6 protein-coding genes are annotated in these 12,331 nt (G+C 40.2%); 5 read left to right on the top strand and 1 reads right to left on the bottom strand.

Annotated elements, in window-relative coordinates; translation table 11 throughout:
- Window positions 1-9: 9 nt before the first annotated feature.
- On the bottom strand, window positions 10-3,015 hold the full coding sequence (locus tag ACO1XM_RS14445; protein ID WP_486230189.1) for a SusC/RagA family TonB-linked outer membrane protein: 3,006 nt from the start codon (window positions 3,013-3,015) through the stop codon (window positions 10-12).
- A 495-nt stretch (window positions 3,016-3,510) separates the two neighbouring features.
- On the opposite strand from ACO1XM_RS14445, the gene ACO1XM_RS14440 reads away from it, so the two are divergent.
- The 5 genes from ACO1XM_RS14440 (at window position 3,511) to ACO1XM_RS14420 (ending at window position 12,298) form a co-directional block, all read left to right on the top strand.
- Entirely contained in the window at window positions 3,511-4,545 is a 1,035-nt protein-coding gene (locus tag ACO1XM_RS14440) for a LacI family DNA-binding transcriptional regulator (RefSeq protein ID WP_486230186.1), read from the top strand.
- A gap of 304 nt (window positions 4,546-4,849) precedes the next feature.
- Window positions 4,850-7,255 (top strand): glycoside hydrolase family 31 protein, encoded by a 2,406-nt coding sequence (locus tag ACO1XM_RS14435; protein WP_486230185.1) that lies wholly within the window; start codon window positions 4,850-4,852, stop codon window positions 7,253-7,255.
- The gene (locus ACO1XM_RS14430) at window positions 7,230-9,584 is read left to right on the top strand and encodes an alpha-amylase family glycosyl hydrolase (protein WP_486230183.1); all 2,355 of its coding nucleotides are present in this window, start codon (window positions 7,230-7,232) and stop codon (window positions 9,582-9,584) included. Before ACO1XM_RS14435 ends, ACO1XM_RS14430 begins: the two co-directional genes overlap by 26 nt.
- Window positions 9,585-9,587: 3 nt before the next feature.
- The gene (locus ACO1XM_RS14425; protein ID WP_486230181.1) at window positions 9,588-11,111 is read left to right on the top strand and encodes an MFS transporter; all 1,524 of its coding nucleotides are present in this window, start codon (window positions 9,588-9,590) and stop codon (window positions 11,109-11,111) included.
- A gap of 2 nt (window positions 11,112-11,113) precedes the next feature.
- Window positions 11,114-12,298 (top strand): alpha/beta hydrolase, encoded by a 1,185-nt coding sequence (locus ACO1XM_RS14420; RefSeq protein WP_486230178.1) that lies wholly within the window; start codon window positions 11,114-11,116, stop codon window positions 12,296-12,298.
- Window positions 12,299-12,331: the final 33 nt, after the last annotated feature.

Genomic DNA, 12,331 nt, shown 5'->3' with positions numbered 1-12,331 from the left:
CTTATTGATTTAGTATGTTAAATTAATTCCAAGTAAGAATGTGCGAGGGCGGGGATAAATGTTGTTATCAATACCGCCATCAACCTCAGGATCTAAACCACTGTACTTAGTTACCACAAAGGCATTCTGCACAGTAAAGCTTATCCGTGCCTTTAATTTCTCTGTAAAGAGTTGATCAAAGTTATATCCGGCACTCATATTATCCATTCGGAAGAAACTGGCATTCTCCACATAGTGATCAGAGAAATATTGTGGAGCAGTGAACTTCGTTTCATCTACAGCAACAGGCAAGTTGTTAAAGAAGCCAGATTGATTGTAAAGTGACTGATAAACAGCTCTGTCAGATAATACGTTGTTATATACATAATTGCCTAGGCTGATACGGCCGGATGCGTAAAAATCAAAATTCTTGTAGCGAACACTTGTATTCACACCCATTAATACACGTGGGGCAGGTTGCTTGTAACGATACTTATTCAATTCATTGCTGGTCACCGCTCCTCCTTGTCCACTTCTGTCAACGTAAAGCCCTTCGATAGGTAAACCATTGGCGCCATATACTTGTTCAAATACATTGAATGAATTAGCAGGGAAACCTACCTGATGGATCTGAACGTTGTTACCAACGCCACCAGAAATTACACCTACTGCTACTCCAGGATAATTAGGGTCATCTGTCTTTATCAACTTTGTGATCTTATTTTCATTTCTTGATAGGTTAAAGCCAAGATTCCAAGCTACATCGCTTGTCTCTACTACTTTACCATTCAGGCTGATTTCGAAGCCGGTATTTTCAAGGTTACCAACATTGGTGGTAAGGAAGTTAGAGAAATTACTACCAGCAGGAATAGGAATAAAATTAATCAGATCTTTAGTCTCTCGCTTGTACACATCAAATGTACCAGTGATTCTGTCTTTCAAGAACCCGAAATCTAAACCAGCATTTAATGTTGTGGTTTCTTCCCACTTGATGTTGGCATCGTATGGATCAGGACGGAAAGTAGAATAGAAAGTACTACCAAATTGATAAGATGCACCGTTAATACTTTCGCGGTATGCAGCTAGATAAGGATAATAGTTTGCACCAATATCTTGCTGACCTGTAACACCATAACCTAAGCGCAATTTCATATTTGATACTGTTGATGAACTGGCGAGGAATGATTCTTGAGAAAGATTCCATGCGAATGCAACTGCCGGAAATAAACCCCATCTGTTTTCTTCACCAAAACGAGAAGAACCATCATTACGCAAACTGGCGGTTACTAAATATTTGCCTTTAAGAGAGTAGTTTACTCTTCCGAAGAAAGAAACAAGAAAATTTTCGTTCTTATATGCTGAGCTGTCTCTCACCTCAGATCCGTCAATATTGCGCTGAAAGTTAGATCCCTGACGTTGAAAATGCTGCCAGGAATAACCACCTGTTGCATCAATTGTATGAATACCGAATTCCTTCTTATAGTTTACATAAAAATCCAGTAATTCCGAAGTGTTGGTAGATTCGTAATTAGTTCTCAATTGATTGGCTGTTGATATAAATGCGGCATTTTCATCAAAATTTCTGAAACCTTCACCAACAGCTCTATCAAAACCAAGGTTAAGATTTAAACGCAATTCGGGAAGTGCCTCAAAACGATAATCAGTTTGCAGGTTACCAATAGTACGGTTTACCGTAGATAAATCTGTTGTTTGCTCCAGCAAAGCAACAGGATTAGAAACACCAATCGGGTTTCTGTTCCCTTCAGGATTGTTGGATCCATCAGGTAGTGCTTGTCCTAGTTCTGTCCAGGTAAAATAACCTCCATAACGTGTATTGCCATTACGCACAGGTTGTGTGGGATCAAAAGCAACAGCAGCTCCAACTGCGCCCTGGTTTCCAAAATTATGATCCGAAAAAGCAGCCTTCAAATTTGCATTAAAGTTTAAGCGGCTATCCAGAAAAGAAGGGTTAATGTTAACGTTAAGTGTATTTCTGCTTAAATCAGTATTCTTTAAAATACCTTGCTGCATGGTATATCCATATGACAATCTGTAAGGGATATTTTTAACAGAACCTGAAGCACTTAAATTATGGTCAGTAGAGAGTGCGTTGCGATAGATTTCCTTCTGCCAATCTGTATTTTCAGCACCCAAACGATCAAGAGCAGCCTGGCTTAAACCAGAAAAACCATCTGCTTCTAATTGGGTTGCTAATGCTCTTACTTCATCACCTGTAAACACATCAATAAACTTAACAGGAGTACCTACTGAAAATTGTGCATTATAGTTAAGTTGAAAATTATCTTGTTTACCTTTTTTAGTGGTGATAATAATCACGCCATTAGAAGCACGTGAACCATAGATAGCTGTGGCAGAAGCATCCTTCAACACTGTAAACGATTCTATGTCATTAGGATTAATTGTTGATAAAGGGTTTGGACTTCCAGAAATACCAGCGTTATCCACTGGAAAACCATCAATCACAATTAATGGATCATTACTTGCACTCAAAGAAGAACCACCACGTACACGTATGGTTGAACCAGCACCAGGCGCACCTCCATTGCTCACAACCGATACACCTGCTACCTTACCTACCAAAAGATCTTGTGGAGAAGAGAGGACCCCTTTATTGAAATCTTTGGTACTAATGGCTACAACAGAACCTGTTACATCTTTCTTCTCTTGTTGACCGTAACCAACAACTACAATTTCAGATAGTGCTAATATGTCCGTCTCTAAAATAACATCAATAGAAGTTCTTCCACCAACTACTACTTCTTGTGAGGCATAGCCCACAAAAGAGAAAACTAAGGTAGATCCAGATTTCACTGAAAGGCCGTAGTTACCATTAGTGTCTGAGATTGTTCCATTACTTGTTCCTTTTTCAGCGATGTTAACGCCAGGCAAAGGGCTGCCATCATCAGCAGAGGTAACTCTCCCCGATACTCTTACTTCTTGTGCCCAGGCGCTTGTGCCAACCAAAAGCAAAAGAAGCAGAAGTAAGTTTTTTCGTGCTTCGTAGAATTTTAACATAGGTTTAGATTTAAAAATGAAATTTTTATGAACTATTTAAGCCGTGTTTAGATGTTTAATTCGACTTGAAAATAGAGATGAATAGCTACCGTTTGTAAGTAAAAAGCACATTTATTCACGGAATCGAAATCGGAAACGGAACCGCAATCGATTTCTGTTTTTTACCTCTTTTTATAACGGATTCAAAAAAGCTTACCCAGTCAGATAATATTTACTGTTTAACGATTTCAATCTGGATAGAAAATGGATGTCTAACGGTATACCTATTGGGAGATTACTTTATCTTTAATGACCACACTTGACTTAGTCCTTTAACTAGGTCACCTTGTCTTAATATATACGTCTATTGTATCATTGAAAAATCATGCCTGGCCATCACAAAGCATTGCATTAAACATGATTTTTATTCTTTGCGATAAAAAATAAATAGCTAAAAACCAGCTCGTTCAACCGTTTGTGCAACAAGTTGCGGTAAATTTTGTTTTCTTTGTAGCTATGAATTTCAATCAGGTTACCATTAAAGATATTGCCCGCGAATTAGGCATCTCCCCCTCTACTGTTTCCCGCGCCTTAAAAGACCATCCTGATATCAGCCCGGAAACTAAAAAGTCGGTTAACGAACTGGCTGAAAAACTCAATTATCAACCCAATGTAGTAGCGTTAAGTCTGCGCTCTAGTAAAACCAATACCATTGGTGTTATCATTCCTGAAATTGTTCACTTCTTCTTTTCAACTATTATCAGTGGTATCGAGGATGTTGCCTATAGCGCTGGCTATAATATTATCATTACTCAATCTAATGAATCATTGGCACGTGAGAAAAGTGATCTCAAAGCACTTTTTAACAGCCGTGTGGATGGTATGCTCATGTCTATCAGTCGCGAAACTGTTGATTTCGAACATATTGAAAACATTCTTGCCAAAGGAATGCCTATCGTTTTCTTTGATCGCATTTATGATACACCTGGCAGTAGCAAGGTTATTGTAGATGATAAAGTAGGAGCAAAAGAAGCAACCCTGCATTTAATTGAGCAAGGATGCAAACGTATTGCCCACCTGGAAGGACCCCCCAACTTATATATCAGTAAGCAACGTCTCGAAGGCTACAAAGAAGCTTTGTCAGAAGCAGGATTACCTTTTGACGAAAGTCTGGTGGCACTATGTCCGAAAGGCACAACAGAAGAAGGTAAATTAGCTACCGAAAAACTGTTAAGCCTTAAAACGAAGCCCGATGCTATTTTCGCCAGCAACGATCCCGCTGCCATGGGCGCTATGCAAGCTATTCGTCAGGCAGGCCTGAAAATTCCAAAAGACATAGCCATCGTTGGTTTTAGTAACTGGCAACTCAGCTCACTCATGGAGCCACCTTTATCTTCTGTTGATCAACCCGGTTACGAAATGGGTCAAGAAGCAGCCAGAATTTTGATTCGTCACATAGAGTTGAAATCCAAGAAAAAGCCAGAACCAGCGCCTGAAGTAAAATTATTGAAGACGAGACTGATCGTGCGCGAATCTTCTGTGAAAAAGTAAGCTTCTCCAGACTTGCTGTTATTGACCTCCAGGCGTACAAAGTCGTCTGGAGAGGTTGCCATTTTATTCTTCTACACTAAAACCCAATCAATCAATGCTTGCTGGGGAAACACTGCATTCTTAAGGTGGATCTGTGTTCAATAAGATCCTGTCAATCGGGAGAAAATCCCATTTCAAAAGAAACCGCAATCGATTTCTGTATTTTTTTACTCCATTTAGCAAAGTCCTGTACTGAATCGATCTATCTTAAACCCTGATTCTGCATTAAATTCTGATGTATAATCTAGATTTAAGATGAACATCCATGGCAATACTTCATTCTTCATTAAGCAAAAGTCTGTCAAAGCTTGACAACTGGAAGTCTATACAAAATGGCATCAGCGGGAAAGCTGCTCATGGTAACTTTCGTGTACTTTTTTACAACGATAACATTGTAAGGATCACTGCTTCGCAGCACGAGACTTTCGAAGACTTCTCTTATGCTGTTATGGCCAAGCCTGACAACGCTGATCTTAATATTACGGAGGATGCCAACCACCTGCACTTAAAAACCAAGCGCTTCGATATTTCAATTGATAAAACACAAACTCGCTTCATCTTTACCAACAAGCAAAGTCAAGTTATCAATGAGGATGATAGCTTTGGCATCAGTTGGAATGGTGAACAGGTAACTACTTATAAGAAACTACAACAAGGTGAACGCTTTATCGGGCTTGGAGAAAAAACAGGTCCGCTGGACAGGCGCGGACAAGGTTACCAAAACTGGAATACTGATAATTTCGCTTATCACTCCGGTGCAGATCCTTTATATTGTTCCACTCCCTTTTACATAGGCATACACAATGGATTGGTCTATGGTATTTTTCTTGATAATACTTTTAAATCTTTTGTAAACTTTGGTGCTTCCAATAATCGCTTCTCCAGCTTCTCGGCCGACAGAGGCGACATGAACTACTATTTTATTTATGGTGAAAGTGTAGCTGAAATTATCAAACACTATACGCATCTTACCGGACGAATGCCCTTACCTCCATTGTGGAGTATTGGTTATCAGCAATGCCGATACAGTTATTTTCCCGACACAGAAGTGCACAGCATTGCCGATACTTTTCATGAAAAAGATATTCCTGCCGATGTCATTGTATTCGATATACATTACATGGAGGCCTATAAAATCTTCACCTGGCATAAAGAGCACTTCCGCGATCCCAAAAAGCTGATTACAGATTTACAAGCCAAAGGCTTTGAAGTAGTCGTAATGTGCGATCCCGGTATTAAAGTAGAAGATGGTTATCACACCTATGAAAATGGTGTGAAAGAGAATGTATTTATTAAATATCCGGATGGCAGCAATTTTACTGCACAAGTATGGCCCGGTTGGTGTCACTTCCCCGATTTTACTAAAGCAGCCACTCGTGCCTGGTGGAAAGAACAGTTTAAAGAATACGTTTCCCTTGGTGTAAAAGGTTTTTGGAATGATATGAATGAGATTGCTACCTGGGGCAATCAACTTCCTGAAAATATTGAACTTGATTTTGAGGGAAATCCGGACAGCATGCGCAGGGGAAGAAATATCTACGGCATGCAAATGGCAAGAGCAACCTATGAAGGCACGAAAGCTTTAATGAAAGGCAAAAGACCTTTTAACTTAACAAGATCGGGTTTCTCGGGCATACAACGTTATGCAGCCGTATGGACAGGCGACAATGTAGCCAACGATGAACACATGATGCTGGGCACACGCATGCTCAACAGCATGGGCTTGGCTGGTATTGCTTTTTGTGGTTATGATGTAGGTGGTTTTGTTGGTGATGCCAATCCAAAATTATTTGCGCGCTGGATTTCTTTAGGAGCCTTCTCTCCCTTCTTCAGAGGACACTCTATGGTAAACAGTCGCGATGCCGAGCCATGGTCTTTTGGTGAAGAGGTTGAAGAGATTTCACGTAACTACATTAAGCTGCGCTACCGATTGATGCCCTACATCTATTCGGCCTTCTATGAAGCCACACAAACAGGTATGCCTATCAATCGCTCTTTAGCTATTGATCATCCACACGATGACAAAGTTTATCAGGGACAATATCAACATCAGTATATGTTTGGGGATAACTTGTTGGTGGCACCCATTGAAAGTTATAAAGATCTAATGAAGGTTTACTTACCAGAAAGCAACTGGTATGGCTTATACGATGACAAAGTTCATGCAGCGGGAGAAACTATTGTTGAGTGCCCCCCGGATAAATTACCTGTTTTTGTTAAGGCTTCAGCTGTGCTTGTCATGAATGAAGAAGCCGGGAGCAATACAAAGCATAAACAGGAAGTGTTGGAGGTACATGTGTACAAAGGCGAAGATGAAACTTCAATGCTGCGTTATGAGGATGATGGAGAAAGCTTTGATAATGAACAAGGCAATTATTGCACACAACAATTTATCCATCAGGCACACAAACAAGCGCTTACGATTGAAAAAGCAAAAGGTCAGCGAAATAGCCAATACAAAAGGTATATTATTTATTTCCATGGTTTTGGCGTCATTCAAACTGCAAGCGTTAACGGTGTTAATAAAAAATTGCAATCCAAAAACTACCGCTTTCTGCAGCCCCTTCGCAGTTTCGATCCTGTAGGCTCAGTAAATGAAGGTTATAAAATTAATGATCTACCTTATATCGAAATACCCGCATCTGATGAAGATATTAAAATACAACTATAGCCCACTATTATTAATCTGTTTACTGATTGCTTCGTGCAAGCCTTCAACCAAAGATTATACAGATCAACAAGTAATCTTTGGACTTGCCAGCGTGTTTACACTTTCGCAAGACACGACACATATCAATCTGGAAGATTATGTACTGGAAATAAATAGCATAGATTCGATTTCAGTCCCTGCTTCACTTCAATACGCACGTGAAGGTAATAACCTTAAATTAATTGGCTCTTTACCTGAATTGATCGGCTCCATTTCTTTATGGGTAAAAAATCAAGCATATCAGATTCCTTTGCAACAGTCCGGTTCTTTAAAACAAAGTTTTACTTACACAGGTATTGTCAGCGAAGTAAAAATAAAAGGTGAGTTCAATGGTTGGAATGCAAATCAAACGGTGCTTAGCAAAACCGCTGAAAATTTCTCCACTACAGTAGCATTGAAACCAGGTCGTTATCAATACCTTTTTGTTGTAGATGGCAAGGAAATCAGAGATCCAAATAATAAAGATTCAGTCGACAACGGTATGGGTGGGTGGAATTCAGTGCTGCAATTGCCTAAACCAGACCCTGCCAAACTTCCGTTACTAAGTACCGAATCATATAATGAAACAAGTATTACACTTCAACTTTTAAATCCTGCCAAACTTGTAAAAGTGTATTGGCAAAATTTTGAAATAGACGAAGTCAGTAAAAGCAATCAGCACATTACTTTACAAATTCCGAACACCGCTAAAAATAGTAAGCGCAGTTTTATCAGGGTCTGGGCTGCCAATGATGAAGGTATTTCCAATGATGTGTTGATTCCCCTGGAGAACGGAGCAGTGATTAACCAGACCAATCAACTGACGCGAAGCGATAAGGAAGCACAAGTATTGTACTTTATGATGGTGGATCGCTTTAACAATGGGAACAGCAACAATGACGAACCACTGAAAGATAAAAGCGTGCACCCGAAAGCGAATTATTTTGGTGGCGATCTGGAAGGCATTACAGCAAAAATTAAAGATGGTTATTTCACTGACTTAGGTATCAACACACTCTGGCTCTCTCCCATCACACAAAATCCTACAGGCGCTTATGGTAAGTACCCAACACCACCCACTACCTTTTCTGCATACCATGGTTACTGGCCCATATCATTAAAACAAATTGATTATCGTTTTGGCAATGAGACAGCGTTTAACGAATTACTTACAACAGCACACGACAACAACATCAACGTCATTCTCGATTATGTAGCGCATCACGTTCACCAGGAGCATCCCTTGTATAAAGAAAAACCGGAATGGTTTACGTCTTTATACTTACCCGATGGCAGCATCAACACCGAAAGATGGGATGATGAACGACTTACTACTTGGTTTGATGTTTTCTTACCAACACTGGATTTGCGTAAACCAGCAGTAGTTGGCCCGATGACTGACACTGCTATGCATTGGTTACAACATTATGACCTTGATGGTTTTCGTCATGATGCCTCCAAACACATTGATCTATTGTTTTGGCGTGAGCTTACTAAAAAAATAAAAAGACATGCTATCAGCAACAACAAGCTAAGCATTTATCAGATTGGAGAAACCTATGGCAGTCGCGAATTGGTGAGTAGCTATGTAAACAGTGGTATGCTCGATGGTCAATTCGATTTTAATGTTTATGACGATGCCGTAGCAACGTTTGCCAGAGATGAAGTGTCATTTTCTCGCTTGGTTAATTCTGTTCAAGAAAGTCTGGATTACTTTGGTGATCACCACGTAATGGGTAATGTTACGGGTAATCAGGATCGCGCCAGGTTTATTTCATATGCCGATGGTTCTATTCGCTTTGATGAAGATGCCAAGCTTGCAGGCTGGACAAGAGAAATCAATGTTAAAGATACCATGGCTTACAATAAACTACAATCACTCATCGCTTTTATGATGACCATACCGGGTGTGCCTGTTATTTATTATGGCGATGAGATTGGTGATCCGGGTGGAAACGACCCGGATAATAGAAGAATAATGCGTTTTAAAAATTTATCCGCACAGGAAGAAAGAACTAAAATGCTCACTCAGCAATTAGTCAAGCTGCGTAGAAACAATCTTGCACTTTTGTATGGTGACTGGCAGGTGATTCAACAAGATGATCAACAATTACTCATTAAGCGCAAATACTTTACAGAAGAAGTGTGGATTGCTTTTAACAAAAGTAAAACATCAGTAGCCATAGAAATTGCCAACTTGTCGGCACAAGCATCAAATCTTATGGGGCACGAACTTGTCGTCAACGAACAATCTGCCACCATTACTTTATCACCTCTTTCATTTGAAATAATTACTGCAACGAATAAATAATTTATGTCTTTATCATCTACCTCAACCAAGCCGCGTTTAAGTTTCTGGCAAATCTGGAATATGAGTTTCGGGTTTCTGGGTATACAATTTGGATTTGCTTTACAAAATGCAAACACCAGTCGCATATTCGAAACTTTAGGCGCAGATACTTCTAACCTCGCGCTTTACTGGTTGGCCGCCCCCATTACTGGTTTAATTGTTCAACCCATTATCGGTTTTTACAGCGATCGCACCTGGCACAAGAAGTGGGGTCGCAGAAGGCCATACTTTGCTATAGGAGCATTGCTGGCATCAATCGCCTTGTGTATGATGCCCAACTCAACCATGCTTTGGATGGCGGTTGGTGTACTCTGGATTATGGATGCCTCCATTAACATCAGTATGGAGCCTTTTCGCGCTTTTGTGGGTGATATGCTGCCTCCCTCGCAAAGAACAAGTGGTTTTGCCATGCAGAGTTTTTTCATTGGCATTGGGGCTATTGTTGCATCATTTCTTCCCTGGGTATTCACTAATTGGCTAAATATTTCTAATACAGCAACAGAAGCTGGTGTTATTCCTGATTCTGTTAAATACTCATTTTACCTGGGTGCCTTTATGTTGTTTCTTACTGTCATGTGGACTGTATTCAGCACCAAAGAATATCCGCCAGATGCTGAAACAGAAAATCAATTATCGAACAGAGAGAGAAGAAAAATTGATAACGAGCAATTTTACCGCAAGAAGTTTTTTGACATCGGTATTTTACTTTTATCGATAAGCTTAGTTTTTACTGCCATCATTTACTTTCTCGCTTTAGAAAAAGAGTTGTACGTATTAACTTTTGGTTTTGGTGTTTTTGGTGTAGTGCATATTCTTGGTGCTGTCTACATTAGCCAAGGCAGGTCTTATCTTGGTCTGGTTAGCATTGTAAAAGATTTTAACACCATGCCCAAAACCATGATTCAGCTTGCTTATGTGCAGTTCTTCTCCTGGTTTGCACTTTTTGCTATGTGGATATACACCACTCCGGCTGTTACGAGTTACATTTTTAAATCATCCGATCCTACAACCACGGCTTACAACGATGGTGCTGATCTTGTTGGTCTGCTATTTGGTGTTTACAATGGTATAGCGGCTTTAGCTGCCTTATTACTTCCTGTATTAGCAAAGTATACAAGCAGACGCGTTACGCACCTGATTGCACTTGCTTGTGGTGGAATTGGGTTAATCTCCTTCTATTTTATTTCAGATCCGCAAATGCTTTGGTTCTCCATGATTGGGGTTGGTATTGCCTGGGCCAGTATTTTGTCGGTTCCTTATGCCATGTTATCCGGCTCTCTTCCTTCCGAAAAAATGGGCTATTACATGGGGGTATTCAACTTCTTCATTGTTATACCACAAATTATTGCTGGTACTGTGCTGGGATTAATGCTCAACCATTTCTTTCATGGCGAATCGATTTATATCTTAGTAACCGGTGGCGTTTCTATGATTATCGCAGGTTTGCTTTGCCTGCGTGTAGATGACCACGATGAAGTAACTATATAACTATGCGCATATTCCTGTGTTTGCTTTTCTTCTGTTATGTTGGTGCTCAGGCACAACCTGAAGCCTCAATTTCAACCCTGCTCAAAGCATTACAGGAGCCAACGACAAGAGAACAGACTTTTAATGCGATAGTTTCCAAAAACCAGATTCCTTTTGTGGTGAAAGATTCTGTCTTGTTTTTATTTAAGGGTGCTGCCAATGAAGTAAAGTGGATGGGTGACTTCAATGCCTGGGGTTATAATAAAACCTTTAATAATACTGGTATACGCATTCCTGGTGCTGATCTCTGGTACCTTAAAGCAAGTTTTCCAACAGATGCCCGACTGGACTATAAAATTGTTATTGACAATAATCTATGGATACTGGATCCCATCAACCCAAACCATCAATGGTCGGGCGTAGGTGGCGGTAGTCCCAATTCAGAGTTGCGCATGCCTGACTGGAAAGCGGATGAGATGACCCTTATTCGGGATGAAGTACCTCAGGGTAAAATGATACGCGATGTTCTGGTTAACAGTAAACTACTTTCCTATCAGTTAATGTACTCCGTCTATCTGCCACCAGGTTTTTCAGCCGATAAAACATACCCGGTTTTATATGTTACCGATGGTTTCGAATATCTCCATGAAAACATGGGCAACATCCTCATATCACTCAATAACCTTATTCACCAGCAAAAGGTAACACCTATCATAGCGGTTTTCATTGATCACCGTGAGCCTGCTAACAGACTAAACAACAGGCGCATGACAGAGCTGGCTATGAACGAAAATTACCTCAACTTTTTTGTTGATGAGTTTATACCACTGATTGAATCAAAATATCCGGTAAGCAGAAACGCAGCCGAACGCGGCATTCTTGGTACGTCCATGGGCGGGTTAACGGCTGCTTACTTTTCCTTTTCCCGCCCTGACATATTCGGTCTGGCTGGCATACAATCGCCTGCCTTCTGGTTTAAACCCGCCATCTACACTACTTGCGACAATCCGGAAAAACCACCAGTAAAAGTATTTATGACAACCGGCACTATTAACGATGCACAAGAGGGTGCATTAAAAATGAAATCTATTTTAGACAAGAATACATGCACCTATCAGTATAAAGAAGTTAATGAAGGCCACTCCTGGGGCAATTGGCGCAATCTTTTAGATGATATTTTAATTTATTTCTATCCGGTTAAAGGTTAATTTCAGGCATTGAATTTGCAAAAGTTCCCCTAA

This window comes from Chryseotalea sp. (genome assembly GCF_057350905.1).
Note: the sequence above shows the minus strand (reverse complement) of the source record. Positions and strands in the feature narration are given on the sequence as shown.

Coding starts and splice junctions, on each gene's coding strand:
- ACO1XM_RS14445 (WP_486230189.1), bottom strand. CDS start 3,015: ATGTTAAAATTCTACGAAGCACGAAAAAACTTACTTCTGCTTCTTTTG.
- ACO1XM_RS14430 (WP_486230183.1), top strand. CDS start 7,230: ATGAAGATATTAAAATACAACTATAGCCCACTATTATTAATCTGTTTA.
- ACO1XM_RS14435 (WP_486230185.1), top strand. CDS start 4,850: ATGGCAATACTTCATTCTTCATTAAGCAAAAGTCTGTCAAAGCTTGAC.
- ACO1XM_RS14420 (WP_486230178.1), top strand. CDS start 11,114: ATGCGCATATTCCTGTGTTTGCTTTTCTTCTGTTATGTTGGTGCTCAG.
- ACO1XM_RS14425 (WP_486230181.1), top strand. CDS start 9,588: ATGTCTTTATCATCTACCTCAACCAAGCCGCGTTTAAGTTTCTGGCAA.
- ACO1XM_RS14440 (WP_486230186.1), top strand. CDS start 3,511: ATGAATTTCAATCAGGTTACCATTAAAGATATTGCCCGCGAATTAGGC.